The 21849-nt window shown below is 62.0% G+C and carries 22 protein-coding genes; 2 read left to right on the top strand and 20 right to left on the bottom strand.

All coding sequences use genetic code 11. The annotated features are described in order from the left end of the window. Window positions 1-16: 16 nt before the first annotated feature. The 9 genes from mltG to CXQ81_RS11345 all read right to left on the bottom strand — a co-directional run bounded on the left by mltG (window position 17) and on the right by CXQ81_RS11345 (window position 7403). The gene (gene mltG, locus CXQ81_RS11385; RefSeq protein WP_101337231.1) at window positions 17-1237 is read right to left on the bottom strand and encodes an endolytic transglycosylase MltG; all 1221 of its coding nucleotides are present in this window, start codon (window positions 1235-1237) and stop codon (window positions 17-19) included. Window positions 1238-1240: 3 nt separating this feature from the next. After that, entirely contained in the window at window positions 1241-2056 is an 816-nt protein-coding gene (gene pabC, locus CXQ81_RS11380; RefSeq protein WP_101337230.1) for an aminodeoxychorismate lyase, read from the bottom strand. Next, window positions 2056-3300, bottom strand: coding sequence for a beta-ketoacyl-ACP synthase II (fabF, locus tag CXQ81_RS11375; RefSeq protein ID WP_092418124.1), 1245 nt, complete (start codon window positions 3298-3300; stop codon window positions 2056-2058). The genes pabC and fabF overlap by 1 nt, the downstream gene beginning before the upstream one ends. Before the next feature lie 110 nt (window positions 3301-3410). Beyond that, window positions 3411-3647 carry an acyl carrier protein gene (acpP, locus tag CXQ81_RS11370; protein ID WP_003175607.1) on the bottom strand — a complete coding sequence of 79 codons (237 nt, stop codon included), beginning with the start codon at window positions 3645-3647 and terminating at the stop codon, window positions 3411-3413. 196 nt (window positions 3648-3843) lie between these two features. Further along, entirely contained in the window at window positions 3844-4584 is a 741-nt protein-coding gene (gene fabG, locus CXQ81_RS11365; RefSeq protein ID WP_007928054.1) for a 3-oxoacyl-ACP reductase FabG, read from the bottom strand. Window positions 4585-4600: 16 nt separating this feature from the next. Further along, window positions 4601-5539, bottom strand: a complete 939-nt coding sequence (gene fabD, locus CXQ81_RS11360) for an ACP S-malonyltransferase (protein WP_009047834.1) — start codon at window positions 5537-5539, stop codon at window positions 4601-4603. Window positions 5540-5665: 126 nt separating this feature from the next. Then, on the bottom strand, window positions 5666-6676 hold the full coding sequence (plsX, locus tag CXQ81_RS11355) for a phosphate acyltransferase PlsX (RefSeq protein ID WP_009042849.1): 1011 nt from the start codon (window positions 6674-6676) through the stop codon (window positions 5666-5668). 3 nt (window positions 6677-6679) lie between these two features. Further along, a complete protein-coding gene (rpmF, locus tag CXQ81_RS11350) occupies window positions 6680-6862 on the bottom strand; it encodes a 50S ribosomal protein L32 (RefSeq protein ID WP_003179396.1) in 183 nt (60 codons plus the stop codon). A 13-nt stretch (window positions 6863-6875) separates the two neighbouring features. Then, window positions 6876-7403 carry a YceD family protein gene (locus tag CXQ81_RS11345; protein WP_007928051.1) on the bottom strand — a complete coding sequence of 176 codons (528 nt, stop codon included), beginning with the start codon at window positions 7401-7403 and terminating at the stop codon, window positions 6876-6878. A 105-nt stretch (window positions 7404-7508) separates the two neighbouring features. Here CXQ81_RS11345 and CXQ81_RS11340 point away from each other — a divergent pair, with 105 nt between their 5' ends. Continuing rightward, the gene (locus CXQ81_RS11340; RefSeq protein WP_101337229.1) at window positions 7509-8087 is read left to right on the top strand and encodes a nucleoside triphosphate pyrophosphatase; all 579 of its coding nucleotides are present in this window, start codon (window positions 7509-7511) and stop codon (window positions 8085-8087) included. A gap of 54 nt (window positions 8088-8141) precedes the next feature. Here the strand turns inward: CXQ81_RS11340 and sppA are convergent, their stop codons facing one another. The 3 genes from sppA to rluC are packed head-to-tail and all read right to left on the bottom strand — an operon-like array spanning window position 8142 to window position 10758. Beyond that, window positions 8142-9131 (bottom strand): signal peptide peptidase SppA, encoded by a 990-nt coding sequence (gene sppA, locus CXQ81_RS11335; RefSeq protein ID WP_101337228.1) that lies wholly within the window; start codon window positions 9129-9131, stop codon window positions 8142-8144. An 18-nt stretch (window positions 9132-9149) separates the two neighbouring features. Then, entirely contained in the window at window positions 9150-9812 is a 663-nt protein-coding gene (locus tag CXQ81_RS11330; RefSeq protein WP_101337227.1) for an HAD-IA family hydrolase, read from the bottom strand. Continuing rightward, window positions 9802-10758, bottom strand: a complete 957-nt coding sequence (rluC, locus tag CXQ81_RS11325; RefSeq protein WP_101337226.1) for a 23S rRNA pseudouridine(955/2504/2580) synthase RluC — start codon at window positions 10756-10758, stop codon at window positions 9802-9804. The genes CXQ81_RS11330 and rluC overlap by 11 nt, the downstream gene beginning before the upstream one ends. Window positions 10759-11474: 716 nt before the next feature. Between rluC and rne the strand changes: the two genes are divergently transcribed. Beyond that, the gene (rne, locus tag CXQ81_RS11320) at window positions 11475-14681 is read left to right on the top strand and encodes a ribonuclease E (RefSeq protein WP_101337225.1); all 3207 of its coding nucleotides are present in this window, start codon (window positions 11475-11477) and stop codon (window positions 14679-14681) included. 103 nt (window positions 14682-14784) lie between these two features. On the opposite strand, the gene CXQ81_RS11315 is transcribed toward rne, so the two are convergent. The 8 genes from CXQ81_RS11315 to CXQ81_RS11280 form a co-directional block, all read right to left on the bottom strand. After that, on the bottom strand, window positions 14785-15378 hold the full coding sequence (locus tag CXQ81_RS11315; protein ID WP_101337224.1) for an NTP transferase domain-containing protein: 594 nt from the start codon (window positions 15376-15378) through the stop codon (window positions 14785-14787). Further along, window positions 15375-16370: an XdhC family protein gene (locus CXQ81_RS11310; protein ID WP_101337223.1), complete on the bottom strand. Its 996-nt coding sequence runs from the start codon at window positions 16368-16370 to the stop codon at window positions 15375-15377. The genes CXQ81_RS11315 and CXQ81_RS11310 overlap by 4 nt, the downstream gene beginning before the upstream one ends. Continuing rightward, entirely contained in the window at window positions 16370-18688 is a 2319-nt protein-coding gene (locus CXQ81_RS11305; protein ID WP_101337222.1) for a xanthine dehydrogenase family protein molybdopterin-binding subunit, read from the bottom strand. The genes CXQ81_RS11310 and CXQ81_RS11305 overlap by 1 nt, the downstream gene beginning before the upstream one ends. Beyond that, a complete protein-coding gene (locus tag CXQ81_RS11300) occupies window positions 18685-19155 on the bottom strand; it encodes a (2Fe-2S)-binding protein (RefSeq protein WP_007931672.1) in 471 nt (156 codons plus the stop codon). Before CXQ81_RS11300 ends, CXQ81_RS11305 begins: the two co-directional genes overlap by 4 nt. A gap of 248 nt (window positions 19156-19403) precedes the next feature. Further along, the gene (gene murB, locus CXQ81_RS11295) at window positions 19404-20423 is read right to left on the bottom strand and encodes a UDP-N-acetylmuramate dehydrogenase (protein ID WP_007931669.1); all 1020 of its coding nucleotides are present in this window, start codon (window positions 20421-20423) and stop codon (window positions 19404-19406) included. After that, window positions 20420-20884 (bottom strand): low molecular weight protein-tyrosine-phosphatase, encoded by a 465-nt coding sequence (locus CXQ81_RS11290; RefSeq protein ID WP_007931667.1) that lies wholly within the window; start codon window positions 20882-20884, stop codon window positions 20420-20422. Before CXQ81_RS11290 ends, murB begins: the two co-directional genes overlap by 4 nt. Further along, window positions 20884-21648, bottom strand: coding sequence for a 3-deoxy-manno-octulosonate cytidylyltransferase (gene kdsB / locus CXQ81_RS11285; protein WP_007931665.1), 765 nt, complete (start codon window positions 21646-21648; stop codon window positions 20884-20886). Before kdsB ends, CXQ81_RS11290 begins: the two co-directional genes overlap by 1 nt. Next, window positions 21645-21830 (bottom strand): Trm112 family protein, encoded by a 186-nt coding sequence (locus tag CXQ81_RS11280; protein WP_007931663.1) that lies wholly within the window; start codon window positions 21828-21830, stop codon window positions 21645-21647. The genes kdsB and CXQ81_RS11280 overlap by 4 nt, the downstream gene beginning before the upstream one ends. Between the last annotated feature and the right edge of the window lie 19 nt (window positions 21831-21849).

Genomic DNA, 21849 nt, shown 5'->3' with positions numbered 1-21849 from the left:
CAGTCCTTAATCAAAGTCATTGCGGGCTTTTCGGCTCGGGCTCGACGGGAGTTTCGAGCGGTGCTTGCGGCGGTACTTCCGGGCTCACTTGGGGGGCCTCCTGAGAAGGCTCTTCAGGGGACTCCTGCGGAACCGCCTCGAGCGCCGTATCGGGTGACGCCGCCGGAGTCGACTCCGGAGCTTCGGAAGCCGCCGGGCTGCCCGCCGGTGCCGGGCTGGAACGATAATCGGCGCGACGCTTGAGCTGAAACTCGCGCACGGCATTGTTATGTGCATCCAGATCGTCGGAGAACACATGACTGCCATCGCCACGCGCCACGAAATACAGACTGCTGCCCGGCACCGGGTTGAGCGCGGCATGGATCGCCTCGCGACCGACCATGGCGATCGGCGTCGGCGGCAAGCCACTGATCACGTAGGTGTTGTAGGGGGTCGCTTCCTTCAGCAGGGCGCGGGTCAACTTACCGTTGTAACGCTCGCCCAGACCATAGATCACCGTCGGATCGGTTTGCAGCAACATACCCACCTGCATGCGGCGCACGAATACCCCGGCAATCTGTCCGCGCTCCTGGGGCACGCCGGTTTCCTTCTCCACCAGCGAGGCCATGATCAGCGCCTGATAGGGCTCGGTATAAGGCACATCGGCCGAGCGCTTGTTCCATTCCTTGGCCAGCACCTCGTCCAGGCGGCTGTAGGCTTTTTCCAGCAGCTCGACATCGGTCATCCCACGCACGAAACGGTAGGTATCGGGAAAGAACCGGCCTTCGGGGAAAACTCCGCCGTGACCGAGCTTTTCCATGACTTCACTGTCACTCAACCCATTCAGGGTCTGTTCGAGCTTGTCATGCCTGGCCAACGCCGCGCGCACCTGACGGAAGGTCCAGCCTTCCACCAGGGTCAGGCTGTACTGCACCACTTCACCACGCTGCCAGACCCCGATCAGGCCTTGCGCGGTCATCCCTGGGGTCATGCGGTATTCGCCGCTGTGCAGTGGCTGTCCTTCCATGTTGAAGCGCCAGTACAGGCGCAGCCAGAACGCGTCCTTGAGAACGCCATTGGCTTCCATACGGTTGAAGGTACCGCCTGGCGTCGAGCCAGCCGGCACGTCGAGCAATTGCTCTTGGGTCAGGTTGAGAGGCTGCTCCAGCGCCGAGTTCAACTTCCAGGCCGAGGCGCCCAGCGCCAGACCTGCCAGAACCAGTCCGGTCTCCAGCAGAAGCAATAGTTTACGTCTCACAAATCAGGCATCCAGTAGCGTGCGGGCAATGCGTTGCAGTTTACGGGTGAGCGGTCCGGCCGACCAGCGCAGCGCGCCACAGGCAAGCACCGGCCAAATGCCATAGACACTGTTGCAGACAAAGACTTCGTCGGCCTGTTGCAACTGTTCGAGACTGATGTCGGCGATTTCCGTGGGGATAGCCAACGACGCGGCCTGAAACAATATTTCAGCGCGCATCACTCCGGCGACCCCGCAACGACTCAGATCGGCCGTGAACAAGGCACCGTCGCGCACCAGGAACAGATTGCTGAACACGCCCTCGATCACCCGCCCGGAAACGTCGAGCATCAAGCCTTCGGCATGCTCGCTGTCCTGCCACTCGGAACGGGCAAGAACCTGCTCCAGTCGGTTGAGGTGCTTGAGGCCGGCGAGCAAGGGCTGCTCGGACAGGCGGGTGGCGCAAGGGAACAGTCGAACCCCCTGCTCGGCATGCGCCGCCGGGTAAGCGGCCGGCGCATTGCCCTGGAAGATTCGCCGCGGCTGCGCCCGCGGGTCGGCGGCATAACCGCGCTGGCTGTCACCCCGGGTGAGGATCAGCTTGAGCACGCCCTCCCCCAGCAGCGAGGCGTAGGCGGTGAGCTCGCTGCGGATCAACGCTTGATCGGCAGCGATGGCCAGGCGCGAACAGCCCTCGGCCAGGCGCAGCAAATGCCGCTCCAGCAACAAGGGCTGGCCCGCCCTTACCGCGATGGTCTCGAACAGGCCATCGCCATAAGCCAGGCCGCGGTCCTTGAGCGACAGAACGTCAGCCGGCTGACCGTCGACCCAGCAGTCCATCAGCCGGCGAACCGGCGGAACACCAGGGAGCCGTTGGTACCGCCGAACCCGAAGGAGTTGGACAGCACCACGTCGATGTCCATGTTGCGCGCGGTGTGTGGCACGAAATCCAGGTCGCAACCTTCGTCCGGCTCATCGAGGTTGATGGTCGGCGGCGCTGCCTGGCTGTTGATCGCCAGCACGCTGAAGATGGCCTCGATGGCACCCGCGGCACCCAGCAGATGGCCGGTCATGGACTTGGTGGAGCTGATCGCCAGCTTGTAGGCGTGATCGCCGAACACAGTCTTGATCGCCTCGGCTTCCGCCAGGTCACCGGCAGGTGTCGAAGTACCGTGGGCATTGATGTACTGCACCTGCTCGACGTTCAGCTTGGCGTCACGCAGCGCATTGGCAATGCAACGCGCCGCACCGGCGCCATCGGCGGGTGGCGAAGTCATGTGGTAGGCATCGCCGCTCATACCAAAACCGATCAGTTCGGCATAGATGGTCGCGCCACGGGCCTTGGCATGCTCCAGCTCTTCGAGCACCAGCGCGCCGGCACCGTCGGACAGCACGAAGCCATCACGGCCCTTGTCCCAAGGACGGCTGGCACGGGTTGGCTCGTCATTGCGGGTCGACAGCGCGCGGGATGCGCCAAAGCCACCCATGCCCAGGCCGCAGGCGGCCATTTCAGCGCCACCGGCGATCATCACGTCGGCTTCGCCGAAGGCAATATTGCGGGCCGCCATGCCAATGCAGTGGGTACCTGTGGTGCAGGCCGTGGAAATGGCGTAGTTCGGCCCCTGGGCACCCAGATGGATGGACAGGAATCCGGAAATCATATTGATGATCGAGCCAGGCACGAAGAATGGAGAGATTCGACGCGGGCCGGAATCATGCAGCGTGCGGCTGGTTTCCTCGATATTGGTCAAACCGCCAATACCCGACCCCATGGCAACGCCGATTCGCTCGCGGTTGGCATCGGTCACTTCCAGGCCAGCATTACGCACTGCCTGAAAACCGGCCGCCAAGCCGTATTGAATGAACAGGTCGAGCTTGCGGGCCTCTTTGACCGACAGGTATTCCTCGACATTGAAGCCCTTTACCGAGCCGCCAAAACGGGTGGAATAGGCAGAAAGGTCGGTGTGTTCGATCAGACCAATGCCACTGCGGCCAGCCAGAATGCCCTGCCAGCTGCTCGGAACATCCGTACCCAGTGGCGACAACATACCCATACCGGTGACTACGACGCGTCTACGCGACACAGCACTCTCCTTTTTCTAATGACGACACTTTGCATCAGGCCTAAAGAAAAAACCGCACGCCGTAACGGCAGTGCGGTTTTTCCATGACAGCAAAAGACGACTAAATACGATTAAGCCTGGTGGCTGGTAACGTAGTCGATAGCTGCTTGAACGGTAGTGATCTTTTCAGCTTCTTCGTCAGGGATTTCGGTCTCGAATTCCTCTTCCAGAGCCATCACCAGCTCAACGGTGTCAAGGGAGTCGGCACCCAGGTCTTCAACGAAGGAAGCGGTGTTAACAACTTCTTCTTCTTTAACGCCCAGTTGCTCAGCAACGATTTTCTTGACGCGCTCTTCGATGGTGCTCATACCTTGTTTTCACTCCTAATGGACAAATTCAGGCAGCTGGCCAGTGGGTAAGTGTATAGAAAGGCTTTTCAGCTTTTCAACTGAAAGCTTCACTCCTCAAACCCTTTGGCCACCTGCCTATAAATTGATTGCAGCTTTATAACGGATTTTAGACAGCTCGTATGACATTTTTTTGAAGCAATCCGTCACATTTAACTCACATGTACATCCCGCCGTTCACCGGGATTGTAGCCCCGGTCACGTATGCCGCACCGTCGGATGCAAGAAAAGCGACCACTTGCGCGATCTCTTGAGCCTGCCCCAGACGACCCAGCGGAATTTGTGTTTGCAGCGCTTCACGCTGCGCTTCAGGCAAGTCGCGGGTCATGTCGGTATCGATGAAACCCGGAGTCACCGAGTTCACGGTAATCGACCGCGAGCCAACCTCACGCGCCAGAGCACGGCTGAAACCTTCCAGACCCGCCTTGGCGGTGGCGTAGTTTACTTGGCCAGCGTTGCCCATGGCACCCACCACCGAACCAATACTGATGATTCGACCCCAGCGAGCCTTGGTCATGCCGCGCAGAACGCCTTTGGACAGGCGATACAGACTGTTCAGGTTGGTATCGATCACGTCGTACCACTCGTCGTCTTTCATGCGCATCATCAGGTTGTCACGGGTAATACCGGCGTTGTTCACCAGGATCGCCGGTGCGCCGAACTGCTCCTGAATGCTGGCCAGTACGGCAGCAACGGACTCGTCACTGGTGACATTGAGCTCAAGGCCTGCGCCCTGAATGCCGTTTTCCTTCAAGGTGGCAGCAATACCCTCGGCCCCCGAAGCGGAAGTTGCGGTACCCACAACGATCGCGCCCAGGCGACCCAGCTCAAGCGCGATGGCCTGGCCAATACCGCGGCTGGCGCCGGTAACCAATGCAACTTTACCTTGCAGACTCATGCAGGCTTCTCCTAATTCAGACCAACGCTGCGCGAGCGGCAGCGAAGGCATCTGGGGTGTTCAGGTTAGAGGTCGATACGCCTTCGGCGCAGCGCTTGTTGAGACCCGCCAGGACCTTGCCCGGACCACACTCGACCAACTGGGTGGCGCCCTTGGCGGCCAGGGTCTGCACCGACTCCACCCAACGCACCGGCTTGTACAACTGCTCCAACAGGTCGCGCTTGAGGGTTTCGAGATCCGGCGCCACATCGGCGCTGACGTTCTGTACCAACGGAATCTGTGGCGCCTGCCAGTTGATGGCGGCAATCGACTCGGCGAAACGCTCGGCAGCCGGACGCATCAGCTCGCAGTGTGATGGCACGCTGACAGGCAATGGCATGGCGCGCTTGGCGCCACGTGCCTTGCAACCCTCGATGGCGCGCTCGACAGCGGCCTTGGCGCCGGCGATCACCACCTGGCCCGGGGAGTTGAAATTGACCGCACTGACTACTTCGCCTTGTGCGGCTTCGGCACAAGCGGCCAGCACATCGGCATCTTCCAGGCCGAGAATCGCCGCCATGCCGCCCTGCCCTGCAGGAACAGCTTCTTGCATCAACTGACCGCGACGCTCTACCAGCTTCACGGCTTCGCCCAGAGTCAGGCTGCCAGCGGCAACCAGCGCGCTGTATTCACCCAGGCTATGGCCGGCAACGAATGCCGGGCGCGCCCCGCCTTCCGCCAGCCACAGACGCCACAGGGCGATAGAGGCAGTCAGAATGGCCGGCTGGGTTTTGTCGGTTTGATTGAGCAGCTCTTCGGGACCCTCTTGGGTCAAGGCCCAGAGATCGTAGCCCAGAGCATCGGAAGCTTCTTTGAAGGTTTCGAGGATCAACGGGTACTGTGCGCCCAACTCGGCCAACATGCCGAGGGACTGCGAGCCCTGTCCTGGAAAGACGAATGCGAGGGATGCAGACATGTAACAAGCCCCTAATGATCTTGTCGTCGGAGAATTGACGCCGCACCGTGGTGGACGCAAGAAACTGACAGTTGGATGGCCAATTGAACTGAGCGGTCACATTTAAGCATTTCCGAGTGCAAACGCCTAAAGCAACAGATCTTCGAGCCGCCCATGCAGGCGCTCCGGGAGGTTTTCCTGGATCTCGATCAACGCCCGTTGAATCGCACTCTGGAAACCCTGAACCCCTGCCGAACCGTGGCTTTTCACGACTATTCCCTGCAAGCCGAGAAAACTCGCGCCATTGTGTCGCGCCGGCGCCAGATCGGCCTGCAGACGCCGCATCAGCGGCAGCGCCAGAGCACCGACCACACGGGAAACCGCGTTTTGCTTGAACAGGGATTCGATGCGCGCGGCAATCATGGTCGCCAGCCCCTCGCTGGACTTGAGCAGGATGTTGCCGACAAAACCGTCGCACACCACCACGTCCGCCTCGCCGCGATACAACCCGTCGCCCTCGACAAAACCGATGTAATTCAGACCCCGGGCATTCTGCAGCAGGCTAGCTGCCAGCTTGACCTGCTGATTGCCCTTGATGTCTTCAGTACCGATATTGAGCAACGCCACTCGCGGACGAACGACCCCCAGCGTCTCGGCTGCCACCGACCCCATGACCGCGAACTGGAACAGGTGCTCAGCGCTGCAATCGACGTTTGCCCCCAGATCCAGCAGTTGGCAATAGCCGCGCTGGGTTGGAATAGCCGCCACCATCGCCGGACGATCGATGCCCGGAAGGGTTTTCAACACATAACGCGACAACGCCATCAGCGCACCGGTATTGCCGGCGCTGACACAGGCCTGGGCCTTGCCATCACGCAGCAGCTCTAACGCCACCCGCATGGAGGAGTCCGGCTTGCCACGCAGAGCCTGGGAAGGTTTTTCATCCATGCCAATGACTTCTGCGGCGGGCACAACCGTCAGGCGCGCGCGATCCACAGCCGAATGACCGGAAATCAGTTCTTCTAGAAGGAAAGGTTGACCGACAAGGGCCAGGTGCAGCGAGGGGGTGGCAGACAGGCAAGCAAGGCTGGCCTGAACAATGCTGCGGGGACCGAAGTCCCCGCCCATTGCGTCAATCGCGATGACTTGAGCGGACAAGGATTACTCGTCAGCGCCCTTATCGATCACTTTACGACCACGGTATACGCCTTCTGGCGATACGTGGTGACGCAGGTGAACTTCACCAGTGGTCTTTTCTACGGACAGGGTGCTAGCCTCGAGAGCGTCGTGCGAACGACGCATGTCACGGGCAGAGCGGGATTTTTTGTTCTGCTGAACAGCCATAATTGATTAACTCCTAAACGTTTGGGTCACGCTTTAACTGCGCCAATACACTGAACGGGTTGGACCGCGTTACCTCGTCCTCGCTCGGTTCGGGCTCATCGAGACCCGCCGGCTGCTGGCATTCTTCCGGATGATGAGCAGGCACGATGGGCAAGGCGAGCAAAAGCTCCTCCTCGATCAAAGCCTGCAGATCCAAAGGATCTTCGCCCAGTTCCAGCACGTCATAACCTTTCGGCAACGACTGGGTATTCGCACCCTCCTTCACCACAGCGTAACTGCATTCGCTGTGGATCGGCAGGGTGACCAGCTCAAGACAACGCTGGCAAACCATTTTGACTTCAGTGTCGATAAAGCTGTGGATCACCACAGATTTACGTTCATCTCGTTCAAAAACGAATTTAGCCTGCACCGTACCGACATCGTCGGAAAGCGGGTCGCAGAGTCTCTTCAAATCGGCCAGCAGCAGTTCACCTTGAAGGGTGGTGCCACGGTCAGCCAATTTGCGCGGGTCAACGTGAGGTGGAATCGGGTCATTCAACATAGGCGCAGCATTATAGGGATGCCCCCGGCCATGTCAAAGGAAATTCAGCCCTGTCCGTCACTTGCAAGCCCCGCTAGAATTCGCGGCCAGCCTCAGGAGATGCGCATGCTGCCTTTATTACTTGCCTCAAGCTCGGCCTACCGGCGCGAATTGCTCACTCGCCTGCGCCTGCCATTTACCTGCAGCTCTCCAGATATCGACGAAAGCCACCGCCCCGGGGAATCCGCCAGCGGCCTGGTCAAGCGCCTCGCCGAAGAGAAAGCCCGAGCACTGGCCATCACCCACCCGGGACACTTGATCATTGGCTCGGACCAGGTTGCAGTGCTCGGCGAGCGCATCATCGGCAAGCCCCACACGTTCGAAAAGGCGCGCGAGCAATTGCTCGCCGCCAGCGGCGCCAGCGTGACCTTTCTCACCGGCCTGGCGCTGCTCAACAGCAAGAGCGGCCACTGCCAGGTCGACTGCATACCCTTCACCGTGCATATGCGCGAGCTGAGCCCTGCCCGCATCGAACGCTACCTGCACGCCGAACAGCCTTATGACTGTGCCGGCAGCTTCAAGGCCGAGGGCCTGGGCATCAGCCTGTTCCGCAGCACCGAGGGCAGCGACGGCAGCAGCCTGATCGGCCTGCCGCTGATCCGCCTGGTAGACATGCTGCTCGCCGAAAGCGTGGAAATCCCCTGACCACCCACACTAAAAAAGCCGGCCATAGGGCCGGCTTTTTTTAAAACAGCGCAATCAACGCAGTGTCGGCCCCTGAAAGCCCATCCACATGGCCAGATGCTCGGCAACACTGGCACCCAGCTTTTTCGAGAAGCGATCGAAAGGCGATTCCTGCACGGTGAAATCCACCAACTCCTTCTCGCCGACCACATCCCGGGCAACCGAACTGGCACTCCCCAGCCCATCGATCAAGCCCAGTTGCAGCGCCTGCTCGCCGGACCAGACCAGACCGGAGAACAGCTCCGGATGATCCTTGTCCTTGAGACGCTCGCCACGCCCCTGCTTGACGCTGGCGATGAACTGGCGATGAGTGGTATCCAGCACGCCCTGCCAGAACTGGGTTTCCTCGGGCTTCTGCGGCTGGAACGGGTCCAGGAACGACTTGTGCTCACCCGAGGTGTAGGTACGACGCTCCACACCCAGCTTCTCCATGGTGCCGACGAAACCATAACCGGCCGCCGTGACCCCGATGGAACCGACCAGGCTCGCCTTGTCGGCATAGATCTGATCGGCGGCGCTGGCAATGTAGTAGGCGCCGGAAGCCCCCAGATCGGAAATCACTGCATACACCTTGATATCCGGATGCAATCCACGCAGGCGACGGATTTCGTCATAGACATAACCCGACTGCACCGGGCTACCGCCAGGACTGTTGATACGCAGCACAATGCCTTTGACCTTCGAGTCCTCGAAAGCCGCACGCAAGCCGGTCACGATGTTGTCGGCGCTCGCCGACTCCTTGTCCGCGATCACGCCCGTCACCTCGATCAACGCCGTGTAACCGGCCCCGCGGGTGGCGGTTTTTTCCATATCCATCAACGGCGTAAACAGCACCAGGGCCACAAGCAGATAAACAAAGGTCAGGAGCTTGAAGAAAATCCCCCAGCGCCGCGAACGCCGCTGCTCTTGCACACCGGCCAGCAGGGTCTTTTCCAGCAGCTTCCAGCTCTTGTCGTCAGCACTGTCGGCAGCCGATTTACTCGGCGCTTTCCATTCGTCGCTCATGCTTTTACCCCAAAAGACTCAATTGCCCCGCCGGCCGAGCCAGGCATGCAATTGAGGAAAACTATCGATAGACAGGCGCGGCTCGTAAGCCTGCAAGACTTCCAGCGATTGCGCGCCATAACTGACCGCAACCGATGCCATGCCTGCGTTACGCGCCATCAGCAGGTCGAAAGAGGAATCCCCCACCATCAACGCCTGCTCGGGGCGCACCTCGCAATGCGCCAGGATCTGCTCGAGCATCAACGGATGAGGCTTGCTCGCGGTTTCGTCGGCAGCGCGGGTGATGTCGAAATAATCTTCCCAGCCATGCGCCTTCAACACCCGATCCAGGCCACGCCGCGCCTTACCGGTCGCTACCGCCAGATGATATCCCTCGCGCCGGAAAGCTTCGAGAGACTGCACCACCCCGGCGAACAACGGAGAAGGCTCGGCCTCGAGAGCGATGTAGTGATTGGCATAGTGCTGGCGAAAATCTACCAGCTCGGCATCACTGATGTGCGGATACAGCGTGCGGATCGCCTCCGGCAATCCCAGGCCGATAATGCCCTTGACCGCAAAATCGTCGCACCGGGCAAACCCCGAACGATCGGAAGCCACATGCATGGCCTCGACTATCCGACCAATGGAGTCTGCCAGGGTGCCGTCCCAGTCGAAGATCAGCAGTTTGTAGTCAGGGTGCACTCAGGCGCTCCACGGTCTTGGCCCACATTTCATCCACCGGCGCCTGCAATTTCAGCTCGCCGCCATCGGGCAACGGCACGGTCAGCATGTAGGCATGCAGAAACAGGCGCTTACCGCCCAGGTCACGGATTTCCTTGGTGAAATCGTCATCGCCATACTTGCTGTCGCCGGCAATGCAATGCCCGGCATGCAGGGTATGCACACGGATCTGGTGAGTACGACCGGTCACCGGCTTGGCTTCGACCATGGTGGCGAAGTCACCGAAGCGGCGCAGCACCTTGAACACGGTCAAGGCCTCCTTGCCCTCTTCGTTCACTTCGACCATGCGCTCGCCGGAACGCAGGTTGCTCTTGAGCAGCGGCGCACGGACCTGCTTGATCGAGGTCGCCCAGTTGCCGCGCACCAGCGCCATGTAGCGTTTGTCGACACCATCGCCGCGCAAGGCTTCATGCAAATGACGCAGCATGCTGCGTTTCTTGGCAATCATCAGCAGGCCGGAAGTATCGCGGTCGAGGCGATGGACCAGCTCCAGCTCCTTGGCGTCCGGGCGCAACTGACGAAAGGCTTCGATCACCCCGAAATTCAGGCCGCTGCCGCCATGCACAGCGATGCCGGCGGGCTTGTTGATCACGATCAGGGCTTTGTCTTCATAGACAATCGAAGCCTCCAGGCGCTGCAACAAACCCTGCGCCACGGGCACGGGTTCGTCACGCTCCGGCACGCGCACCGGCGGCACGCGCACGATATCGCCCGCCTGCAGCTTGTATTCGGGCTTGATCCGGCCCTTGTTCACCCGCACTTCGCCTTTGCGCAAAATGCGGTAAATCAAGGTCTTGGGCACGCCTTTGAGCCGAGCGAGGAGGAAATTGTCGATTCGTTGGCCGGCATATTCCGGCGAGACCTCAAGCAGTTGAACGCCTGGGGTCGAGGGGGCATTAGTCGTCATGGCGCAAATGATAACAATTTTTTATGGAATTGAAGCACTTAATGATTACTGCTATAGTCGCGAACGCCGCCAAAAGCGGCCTGGACAGCGGACAAACGGCCAACAGCCGGCCCTGACCAACGCAATTCACCAGGATGCGAGGCCGTCCTACGGGGCTTTCGCTACGAACGGTGGAGTTTTGCAGTTGTAACAAGCGCAGGTGACATGAGGCCTGAAGCACGCCGAAAAGCAGAGTTTCCACTCGCCTTTCGAGCAAATATTCACGGCCAGTTCACAAAGTGCAGTCAGCTACGAACGAACCCGAGCGAGCGCTTCGGAAACACCGCCTAAATTAGCCATGATGCGTGAGCTCCCCTTTCGGAGCTCACGGTAAATGCCAACCCGCTGCGGATTCTGCGCGCGGCAGCACCCGAATTATCAGGGATACGTGTAGGGTGGAGATGCACAACCGTCGGACTGTGTAGCATTAGGCTTTATCAAGACGCTTCATCTCGTCCACAGTCGCCGGTTGATTCCTCCTCCTGATTGAGCTTTTGCTTAAGAGGTGCCTTTTGTCACCCCAGCAAGCAGGACGCGTGAGTCGCGAGTTCGCCCCAACTGGTCGGATTTCGCTAGACACTGGAGCGGCCAACCGCTCCTGACGCACCTGACACCGACCGTGAGAAGTCGTGTGTGCCGAACGCCGTTTCCGGCAGCCCGGAAACCGACGGTACTACATGAAAAGAATGCTGATTAACGCAACTCAACCCGAAGAGTTGCGTGTTGCACTGGTAGATGGCCAACGCCTCTACGACCTGGACATCGAATCCGGTGCACGCGAGCAGAAGAAGGCCAACATCTATAAAGGCCGTATCACTCGCATCGAACCAAGCCTCGAGGCTGCCTTTGTCGATTTCGGCTCTGAGCGCCACGGCTTCCTGCCCCTCAAAGAAATCTCCCGCGAATACTTCAAGAAAGCTCCCGAAGGCCGCGTCAATATCAAGGACGTCCTGAGCGAAGGCCAGGAAGTCATCGTTCAGGTCGAAAAAGAAGAACGTGGCAACAAGGGCGCAGCCCTGACCACCTTCATCAGCCTGGCCGGTCGTTACCTGGTGCTGATGCCGAACAACCCGCGTGCCGGTGGCATCTCCCGTCGCATCGAAGGCGAAGAGCGCAACGAACTGCGCGAAGCCTTGAACGGCCTGGTCGCCCCTGCCGACATGGGCCTGATCGTTCGCACTGCCGGCCTGGGCCGCAGCAGCGAAGAAATGCAGTGGGACCTCGACTACTTGCTGCAACTCTGGACCGCCATCAAAGAAGCCTCGCTGGACCGCGCAGCGCCTTTCCTGATCTACCAGGAAAGCAACGTGATCATCCGCGCCATCCGTGATTACCTGCGCCAGGACATCGGCGAAGTGCTGATCGACAGCGTTGAAGCCCAGGACGAAGCCCTGACCTTCATCCGCCAGGTGATGCCGCAGTACGCCAGCAAGATCAAGCTGTACGAAGACAGCGTTCCGCTATTCAACCGTTTCCAGATCGAAAGCCAGATCGAAACCGCCTTCCAGCGCGTCGTCGAACTGCCTTCCGGCGGCTCCATCGTTATCGATCCGACCGAAGCCCTGGTGTCCATCGACATCAACTCGGCGCGCGCCACCAAAGGCAGCGACATCGAGGAAACCGCCCTGCAGACCAACCTGGAAGCAGCGGAAGAAATCGCTCGCCAGTTGCGCCTGCGTGACATCGGCGGCCTGATCGTCATCGACTTCATCGACATGACCCCGGCCAAGAACCAGCGCGCCGTGGAAGAGAAAGTCCGCGAATGCCTGGAAGCCGACCGCGCTCGCGTCCAGGTCGGTCGCATCTCGCGCTTCGGCCTGCTGGAAATGTCCCGCCAGCGCCTGCGTCCATCCCTCGGCGAAAGCAGCGGCATCGTCTGCCCACGCTGCAACGGCACCGGCATCATCCGCGACGTCGAATCGCTGTCGCTGGCGATCCTGCGCCTGATCGAAGAAGAAGCCCTGAAAGACCGCACCGCCGAAGTTCGCGCCCAAGTGCCGATTCCGGTTGCTGCCTTCCTGCTCAACGAAAAACGCAACTCGATCACCAAGATCGAACTGCGCACCCGTGCTCGTATCGTCATTCTGCCGAACGACCATCTCGAAACGCCGCACTTCGAAGTCCAGCGTCTGCGTGATGACAGCCCGGAAGCCGGCATCAACCAGTCCAGCTACGAAATCGCCGCTGCCGCTGCCGAAGCCGAAGAAGTCCAGCCAGCCGCCGCGACCCGCACCCTGGTTCGCCAGGAAGCCGCCGTCAAGACCGCTCCAGCCCGCGCCAATGCACCGGTTCCAACCGAAGTGGCCGCCGCCCCGGTTGCCGCTCCGGCCGCCGTTGCCGAGCCAAGCCTGTTCAAGGGTCTGGTGAAATCCCTGGTCAGCCTGTTCGCCACCAAGGAAGAGCCAGCCGCTCCGGTCGTGGTTGAAAAACCAGCCACCGAGCGTCCTGCGCGCAACGAAGAACGCCGCAACGGTCGTCAGCAGAGCCGCAATCGCAACGGTCGCCGCGACGAAGAGCGCAAGCCACGCGAAGAACGCGCCCCTCGTGAAGAGCGCGCACCACGCGAAGCCCGCGAAGAGCGTCAGCCACGCGAAGTCCGAGAGGCTCGCGAGGAAGTCCAGGCCACCGCTCGCGAAGAGCGCGCGCCACGTCCGCCACGGGAAGAGCGTCAACCACGCCCACCACGTGAAGACCGCAAGCCACGCGGCGAGCGCGAAGAACGCGTGCGTGAACTGCGCGAACCGCTGGACGCTGCTCCTGCCGCTGCCGCCGAAGAACGCCCGGCTCGTCAGCCACGCGAAGAGCGTCAACCGCGCCCACCGCGTGAAGAGCGCCAACCTCGCGCCGAACAGGCCGCTGCCGTAGCTGAAGAAGAGCTGCTGCCGAACGAAGAGCAACTGCAGGAAGACGGTCAGGAGAACGCCGAGGGCGATCGCCCACGCCGCCGCTCCCGTGGCCAGCGTCGTCGCAGCAACCGTCGTGAGCGTCAGCGTGACGCCAACGGCAATGTGATCGAAGGTTCGGAAGAAAACAGCGAAGAGCCAAGCAGCGCCGATCTGGCCGCAGGCCTGGCGGTAACTGCTGCCGTTGCCAGCACCGTGATCAGCGCCCCGGCCGAAGCCCAGGCTCACGAGCAGGCCGAACGTGCCACCGCTGCCGTCCAGGAAGCTGCACCGACCGTCGAAGCACCGGTCGTCGAGGCCACCACTGCGGTAGAGATTCCAGCAGCACCGGCTGTTGAAGTCGCCCAGGTTCGTGAAGAACAGCACGAAGAACAGGCTGCACAACCTGCAATTGTTGCAGAACAACCTGCAGTCGTTGCCGAGCCAGTGGTCGAAGCGCCAGTCGCCGAAGCACCAGCGGCAGAGCCAGCCCAGGAAGCGCCTCGTACCTTCGAGCGTGCCGCCGGGGCGATCGTTGCCGAAGCGCCTGCGCCAGTCGCAGAAGTTGTGGCTGAAGCAGTCGTGGCTGCTGAACCTGTAGTTGCCGAGCCTGTGGCTGCCGCACCGGCAGCGCCGGTCGAGGCACCTGTCGCCGAAGTGGCTGCACCGGTTGTCGAGGCCGCTCCGGCCAGCGCCCTGACCAGCACCGGTCGCGCGCCAAACGACCCGCGTGAAGTGCGTCGTCGCAAGCGCGAAGCCGAGCGTCTGCAGAAGGAAGCCGAACTGGCTGCCGCTGCTGCCGCTGAAGCTCCGGTAGAAGCCGTAGTGGCCGCCGAGCCTGCGCCGGTGGTTGCCGAGGCGGTCGAGGCAGCTCCTGCTGCCGAACTGGCCATCGAGCAACCTGCGCCTGCCGCCGACGAAGCCCCGCGCTCCGTCGAAGAAGTGGTAGAGCACAAGCCCAAGGCCCAGGAAGAAGAGCACGAGCCTAAACCCCTCGTCTGATTCCTAGCCCGATAAAAAGCCCCGCCTGGTCACCCAGGCGGGGCTTTTTCATGCCTGCAATTCTTCGATCAACATCTTCGCCGCGAAAGCGAGCCCAGCGATCTCAACCGGTAAAAACCAACGCCTGCGGCGTATCCACATCCCACAACACGCCTGCATCCGTCAGTTCCACCTCGACGACCTGCCCCACGGCAAACAGCGGCCTGGCTCCTCGATCCCCGGTCAGGCCCTGCAACGCCTGCCCAAAGGCCGCGCCAAAAGCCACCGGGTGACCATAGGTCCCCTTATAAACAGGCACCCGGATCATTTGCTCGCTCAGCCCTTGCAGCACGCTCTCGATACTCGACGGCAGGATAAAGGGCATGTCCCCCAGCACCACCAGCCAGCCACTGGCATCGGCGCGGGCTGCGACGGCCGCCGCGAGGCTGTCGCCCATGCCCGGCGAATCCAGAAGCACCACCTGGCAGCCATAGGCTTCAGCCAAGGCAATCACCTCGGTTCGGTCCGGCGTTGTCACCATGACTCTACGGGTCAGCAGTTCGGGCAAACTCCTCAGGACCTGCTCGACTACCGGCCTGATCACCGCGTCTCGTCCCAGGCATGGAGCCAGCAACTTGTCTTGCCCGCCCCCCGCCGCCTGCCGATAACGACTGCCCTGCCCCGCGGCCAGGATGACCGCGCACAGCGACTCGCTCACGCACTCACCTGCGCAGTGACTTGAGGCGGCTTTTTCTGCAACAGGTCGATGCCGTTCTTGATGGCGACGATCTCCGACATCACCGACAGGGCAATCTCCGCCGGTGTATGACTGCCGATATGCAGGCCGATGGGCCCGTGCAAGCGTTCGATGGCCTGCGGCTCCAGCCCCAGCTGGGCCAGATTCTCCCGACGCTTCTGACTATTGATCCGAGAGCCCAGCGCCCCGACGTAAAACGCCCGGGAATTGAGCGCGGTCAACAGCGCCATGTCATCCAGCCGGGGGTCATGGGTCAGCGCGACAATGGCCGTACGCTCGTCGGTCTCGATATTCAGCACCGCATCGTCCGGCATTCCCGGCACAAAACGCCCGTGCTGCTCTTCCCAACCGTAGACAAACTCCTTGCGCGGATCGCAGATCAGTACTTCGAAGTCCAGCAGCCGCGCCATTTCCGCCACATACCGCGACAACTGCCCGGCGCCGATCAGCAACAGCCGCCAGCGCGGGCCATAGATCGCCCGCAGGGTGGTGTCATCGAAGCTCAGCACGTCGGTTTTGCTGGCCGGCTTTAGCAGTACTTCACCGCTGCTCAGGTTCAACTCCCGGGCGACGATTTCATGCGCCTCGCAACGAGCCAGCAGTTCCGCGACCCAGCCCGGATCGCCAACCCGCTCCTCGGTCAGGCGCAAGGTGCCGCCGCACGGCAGGCCAAAACGCGCGGCCTCCTCGCGGGTCACGCCATAGGTCACCAGTTGCACCGGCGGCCCGTCCAGAGGCAGGCGTCCATCGTGCAAACGGGCGATCAGGTCGTCCTCGATACAACCGCCCGAGACCGAGCCGATCACCATGCCGTCTTCGCGCAAAGCCAGCATGGCCCCCGGTGGCCGCGGCGCGCTACCCCAGGTCTGGACCACGCTGTACAAGGTCACGCGCTGCCCCGCGCGACGCCATTCCAGCACGCTGCGCAGGACATTCAGATCAACGCTGTCCATCAGGCCTTGCCCGCCTGTTGCCAGCCCTGCAGCTGGTAACGCACTGGCAGGTTGCGAATGCGCTTGCCGGTGGCGGCAAAGATCGCGTTACACAGGGCCGGCGCGATCGGCGGCACGCCCGGCTCACCGACACCGCCCAGCGGCACATCGCCTGGTGGCGTCACCAGGTGCACGGCGACTTCCTTCGGCGCCAAGGACATGCGCGCCACTTCATACATATGGAAGTTGTCCTGCTGGACCTTGCCGTCCTTGAAGCTGATCTCGCCCACCACCGCATTGCCCAGGCCCATCACACAGGCGCCCTCGAACTGCGAGCGGATACGCTCGGGATTGATCTGCGGACCGCAGTCCACGGCGATATCGGCCTTGTGCACGATCAAGGTGCCATCATCCTTGACCTCGACCTCGATCACCGCCGCCACGTAAGTGACGAAGCTGTAATGCACCGCCAGCCCCAGGCCGCGGCCCTTGGGCAGGCTGCGGCCCCAGCCCGCCGCCTTGGCCGCGGTCTCCAGCACGCCACGCATACGGGCGGTGTCGATCGGGTAACGCTCCGGCGACTCACCGTAGTTCCACTCTTCGCTCAAGGTCCGTGGATCGATCCGGCGATCCGGCCCGAGCAGTTTGAGCTGGTACTTCAACGGGTCCTGGCCCGCCTTATGGGCCAGTTCGTCGACAAAGCTCTGGATGGCGAAACCGTGGGGGATGTTCGACACCGAGCGATACCAGCCAACCCGGGTATGCGCAGCGGCCTCGGGGTTTTCCAGGCGCACGTTGGGAATCGCATAGGCCAGGTTGGTAAAGCCCATGCCCAGTTCGAAGGCGGCCTCATGGTTCATGCCCGGGGCGAACAGCGCGGTGATGCTCGGCGCCACGGTGCGGTGCAGCCAGCCGGACGGCATGCCGTCCTTGTTCAGGCTGGCCTTGAGGTATTCCGCCGACACGGTGTGGAAGTAGGAGTTGTGAATGTCGTCTTCGCGGGTCCATTGCACCCGCACGGCCTTGCCCGGCACTTCCTTGGCGAGAATCGCCGCCTCGAGGATGAAGTCGGGCTTGGATTTACGCCCGAAGCCACCGCCGAGCAAGGTGATGTTGACCGTCACCTTGTCGAAGGGAATGCCCAGGCGCTCGGCAATACGTTCGCGGGTCACCTGTGGCGCCTGGCTCGGAGCCCAGGCTTCGCACTGGCCGTCCTTGAAGCGCGCCACGGCGACCATCGGTTCCATCGGCGCCTGCGCCAGGTGCGGCAGGTAGTAGGAGGCCTCCAGGCTGCTGTCGGCGCTGCCCATGGCGTCGTCGATATTGCCGGTGCTGCGTACTACCTTGCCGGGCTTGAGCGCCGCGGCTTCCAGTTCCTTGCGGTAGGCAATCGAGTCGTAGCCGGCGTTGACGCCATCGTCCCACTCGATCTTCAACGCATCACGGCCCTTGATCGCCGCCCAGGTATTGCTGGCGATCACCGCCACGCCGCCCAGCGGCTGAAACTCGGAAGGCAGCGGGCGACTGTCGATCTGCACCACCTTGATCACGCCCGGCACCTTCAGCGCCGCGCCGCCATCGAAGGATTTGACCTTGCCGCCATAGACCCGTGGGCGCGCAACCGTCGCGAAGAGCATGCCGTCGAAATGCACGTCGGCGCCGTAGACCGCCTGGCCATTGACGATGTCCGCACCGTCGATGGCGCGGGTGCCCTCCTTGCCGATGTAGCGGAATTCGCTGGGTTGCTTCAGACGCAGGCTGTCGCGGGCCGGCACCGCCAGGGCGCTCGCCGCGGCAGCCAGGGCACCGTAGCCCAGTTCACGGCCGCTCGGCTGGTGGACCACTTTATGCAACTGCGCCCGGCACTCGGCCAGCGGGACTTTCCACTGCTCGGCCGCCGCCTGCTCGAGCATGGTCCGCGCCGCCGCACCGCAGCGCCGCATCGGCCCGTACCAATGGCGCATGCTGCGCGAACCGTCGGTGTCCTGGTTACCGAACAGCGCCTCGTCGCCCGGCGCCTGCCTGACCTTCACCAAGGCCCAGTCGGCCTCCAGTTCATCAGCGACCACCATGCTCAGGCTGGTACGCACGCCCTGGCCCATTTCCGAACGGTTGCAGAGCACGGTCACACTGCCATCGGCGGCGATGCTCACGTACACCTTGGGGTCATCGACCCAACCGTTGGGCATGCCGTCGGCACCGAACTTCTTCTCTTCGGCGAAAGCGTCCTGCCAGCCCCAGCTGGCCGCCAGCACCAGTGCGCCGGTAGCTCCGACGCCTTTGAGAAAACCGCGGCGGCTGAGGTTGCTCAGGGCAAAATCATTCGGCAGCTGGCTCATGCCTTGGCCTCCTTCAGGTGGGTGGAGGCCTGGCGGATCGCCGTCTTGATCCGGTTGTAGGTGCCACAGCGGCAGATGTTGCCGACCATGGCGGCCTCGATCTGTTCGTCGCTGGGGTTGGGGTTGACCTTGAGCAAGGCAGTGGCCGACATGATCTGCCCGCCCTGGCAGTAGCCGCACTGGGCCACCGCGCTGTCCAGCCAGGCCTGCTGCACGACTTTGCCGACCGGGTCGCTGTGCAGGTTGTCGATGGTGCTGACATTCTGCCCGACCACCGAGCCGATCGGCGTGATGCAACTGCGCGCCGGGGAGCCGTCGATATGGATGGTGCATGCGCCGCACAGGCCCATGCCGCAACCGAACTTGGTGCCGTTGTAGCCCGCCACGTCGCGGATAGCCCAGAGCAGCGGCATGTCCTCGGTGACATCCAGTGGGTGATCTTGACCGTTGAGTTTCAGGGTAATCATGGGCACGCCCGCATATTTTCCGTTTATGGGGTCGAGCAATCTGCCGTTGAGTACAACGACTTGCAGGAGCAGATCGACTCAGGCTAATGGGCTCTCTTATGAAGACGGGGAGTCTTCACCGGGCCTTTGGGGGTACAAATAGTTGCATTGTTAGCAGGCTAAGTTAAGCCGCAATTAACAAAAAAGCCTTGCAGGGTGTGAACCCGTGCAAGGCTTTGCTGGCGCGTCTTGAGCTTAGCTCAACAGGCTCAATAGAGATTGGGCTCCATCTCCAGCTGAACATGGAAGCGCTCGGCAATATCCTGCTGGATCCTTCGTGCCAGGCTTAACAGCTGCAAGCCCGTGGCACCGCCATAGTTGACCAGCACCAGCGACTGCAAACGATGCACCCCGGCATCGCCATCGCGGAAGCCCTTCCAGCCCGCCTGTTCGATCAACCAGCCAGCGGCCAGCTTCACCTGCCCGTCCGCCTGTGGATAACCCACCAGCCCCGCATGCCGCTGCCTGATCTCGGCCGCCAGCGCAGCGGACACCACCGGGTTCTTGAAGAAACTGCCGGCATTGCCCAGTACCGCCGGGTCCGGCAGTTTTTCGCTGCGGATGCTGCAAATGGCGCGACTGACATCGCTGGCCGTCGGCTGCTCGATGCCCTGCTCGCTCAAGCGCTGGCGCACCGGGCCATATTCCAGATGCAGATGCTCGCTGCGGGCCAGGGCAAAACGCACCCGCAGAATCAGCCAGCGGCCGGCCTCTTGCTTGAACAGGCTGTCGCGGTAGGCGAACTGACATTCCTCCAGGCTGAAATCGCGCAACTCGCCGCTCTGCCGATCCAGTGCGGTGAGGCCGGCGAACACATCCTTGATCTCAACCCCGTAGGCACCGATGTTCTGCATCGGTGCGGCGCCCACAGTCCCCGGAATCAGGCTGAGGTTTTCCAGGCCGGACAAGCCCTGTTGCAAGGTCCACTGCACGAAGGGATGCCAGGTTTCACCCGCTTCGGCTTCGACTACTACCTGCTGGCCATCGTCGCTCAGCAGACGAATACCGCGGGTACTCATGCGCAAGACCAGCGCTGGAATATCCGCGGTCAGCAGCAGGTTGCTGCCGCCGCCAATCACCAGCAGCGGCAGTCGATGCTGCGCCGAACAGGCCAGCGCCTCACGCACGTCAGCGTCGCTGTGGGCCTCGGCGAACAGCTGCGCGCGCACATCGACGCCGAAGGTGTTGAAAGGCTTGAGGGAAACCTGGGACTGCAGATGCAAGCTCATAGCCGCCCCTTCAGCTCGATCACCAGCCGGTCGCTGGCGTACTCGATCAGGTCCAGCACCTGCTCGAAACCTTGTTCACCGTCGTAGTAAGGATCCGGCACTTCGTCCACCGCCGCCTCGTAGCGGCGCAGGAACAGGTCCAGCTCGGCCTTGCCCTGGGCCGGCTGCAGCGCCTTGAGGTTGCGCAGGTTGCTCTCGTCCATGGCCAGGATCAGGTCGTAGCGAGCAAAGTCCGCGCTGCTGACTTGCTGCGCGCGCTGGGCCGACAGGTCGTAGCCGCGCAACAGCGCCGCGCGCTGGCTGCGCTTGTCCGGCGCCTTGCCGATGTGCCATTCGCCGGTCCCCGCGGACGCGACTTCGACCCGGTCGGCCAGCCCCGCTTCACGTAACTTGTGGCGCAGTACGCCCTCCGCCGTCGGCGAACGGCAGATATTGCCCAGGCAGACAAACAGAACCCGCATCAGGCCTCCAGCAGGCGACGAACGCGCTCAAGGTCTTCGGCGGTATCGACACCACCAGGCGGGGCTTCCAGGGCATCAGCGACATGGATACGCACGCCGTGCCACAAGGCCCGCAACTGCTCCAGCGACTCGGTGTTCTCCAGCCAGCACGGACCCCAGCTGACGAAGTCATGCAGGAAGCCGGCGCGGTAGGCATAGATGCCGATATGGCGGCGATAAGGCACGCCTTCCGGTAGCAGGTCGCGATTCTTCGCAAAGGCGTCGCGCGCCCACGGCAAGGTGGCGCGGCTGAAGGTCAGCGCCAGACCATTGATGTCGCTGACCACCTTGACCACGTTCGGGTTGAACAGGGTCTCGACGTCCTCGATCGGCTCGGCCAGGGTGGCCATGCTCGCTTCAGTGTGGGCGGCCAGGTTGGCGGCCACCTGGTCGATCACCGCCGGCGGGATCAACGGCTCGTCGCCCTGGACATTGACCACGATGGCATCCGCGGCCAGGCCCAGCTGGCTGGCGACTTCCGCCAGGCGATCGGTCCCGGAGTTGTGGTCCTCGCGGGTCAACACCGCTTCGGCGCCGAAGCCCTGGCAGGCTTCGACGATTCGCGCGTCGTCAGTCGCTACCACCACACGCTGGGCGGCGCTCTTGCAGGCCTGTTCCCAGACGTGCTGGATCATCGGCTTGCCGGCGATCATCTGCAGCGGTTTACCCGGCAGGCGGGTGGAGGCGAATCGGGCTGGAATGACAACGGTAAAGGCTGTGGTCATTTATCCAGGCGCTCGTCGGTGCTGAGGGTGCGGGCTTCGCTTTCCAGCATGACCGGGATGCCATCACGAATCGGATAGGCCAGGCCGGCGCCCTTGCTGATCAGCTCGGTCTTGTCGGCGCTGAGCTTGAGCGGTCCCTTGCAGATCGGGCAAGCGAGGATATCGAGCAATTTGGTGTCCATGAGAATTCCCTGGATAGAA

The organism is Pseudomonas sp. 09C 129 (genome assembly GCF_002843625.1).
GTDB classification, from domain to species: Bacteria; Pseudomonadota; Gammaproteobacteria; order Pseudomonadales; family Pseudomonadaceae; genus Aquipseudomonas; species Aquipseudomonas chlororaphis.
Note: the sequence above shows the minus strand (reverse complement) of the source record. Positions and strands in the feature narration are given on the sequence as shown.

Excerpts from the sequence above, each read along its gene's own strand:
- pabC (WP_101337230.1), bottom strand. The coding sequence starts at position 2,056 with ATGGACTGCTGGGTCGACGGTCAGCCGGCTGACGTTCTGTCGCTCAAG.
- acpP (WP_003175607.1), bottom strand. The coding sequence starts at position 3,647 with ATGAGCACCATCGAAGAGCGCGTCAAGAAAATCGTTGCTGAGCAACTG.
- fabG (WP_007928054.1), bottom strand. The coding sequence starts at position 4,584 with ATGAGTCTGCAAGGTAAAGTTGCATTGGTTACCGGCGCCAGCCGCGGT.
- fabD (WP_009047834.1), bottom strand. The coding sequence starts at position 5,539 with ATGTCTGCATCCCTCGCATTCGTCTTTCCAGGACAGGGCTCGCAGTCC.
- rpmF (WP_003179396.1), bottom strand. The coding sequence starts at position 6,862 with ATGGCTGTTCAGCAGAACAAAAAATCCCGCTCTGCCCGTGACATGCGT.
- CXQ81_RS11345 (WP_007928051.1), bottom strand. The coding sequence starts at position 7,403 with ATGTTGAATGACCCGATTCCACCTCACGTTGACCCGCGCAAATTGGCT.
- CXQ81_RS11340 (WP_101337229.1), top strand. The coding sequence starts at position 7,509 with ATGCTGCCTTTATTACTTGCCTCAAGCTCGGCCTACCGGCGCGAATTG.
- sppA (WP_101337228.1), bottom strand. The coding sequence starts at position 9,131 with ATGAGCGACGAATGGAAAGCGCCGAGTAAATCGGCTGCCGACAGTGCT.
- rluC (WP_101337226.1), bottom strand. The coding sequence starts at position 10,758 with ATGACGACTAATGCCCCCTCGACCCCAGGCGTTCAACTGCTTGAGGTC.
- rne (WP_101337225.1), top strand. The coding sequence starts at position 11,475 with ATGAAAAGAATGCTGATTAACGCAACTCAACCCGAAGAGTTGCGTGTT.
- CXQ81_RS11310 (WP_101337223.1), bottom strand. The coding sequence starts at position 16,370 with ATGGACAGCGTTGATCTGAATGTCCTGCGCAGCGTGCTGGAATGGCGT.
- CXQ81_RS11305 (WP_101337222.1), bottom strand. The coding sequence starts at position 18,688 with ATGAGCCAGCTGCCGAATGATTTTGCCCTGAGCAACCTCAGCCGCCGC.
- CXQ81_RS11300 (WP_007931672.1), bottom strand. The coding sequence starts at position 19,155 with ATGATTACCCTGAAACTCAACGGTCAAGATCACCCACTGGATGTCACC.
- murB (WP_007931669.1), bottom strand. The coding sequence starts at position 20,423 with ATGAGCTTGCATCTGCAGTCCCAGGTTTCCCTCAAGCCTTTCAACACC.
- CXQ81_RS11290 (WP_007931667.1), bottom strand. The coding sequence starts at position 20,884 with ATGCGGGTTCTGTTTGTCTGCCTGGGCAATATCTGCCGTTCGCCGACG.
- kdsB (WP_007931665.1), bottom strand. The coding sequence starts at position 21,648 with ATGACCACAGCCTTTACCGTTGTCATTCCAGCCCGATTCGCCTCCACC.
- CXQ81_RS11280 (WP_007931663.1), bottom strand. The coding sequence starts at position 21,830 with ATGGACACCAAATTGCTCGATATCCTCGCTTGCCCGATCTGCAAGGGA.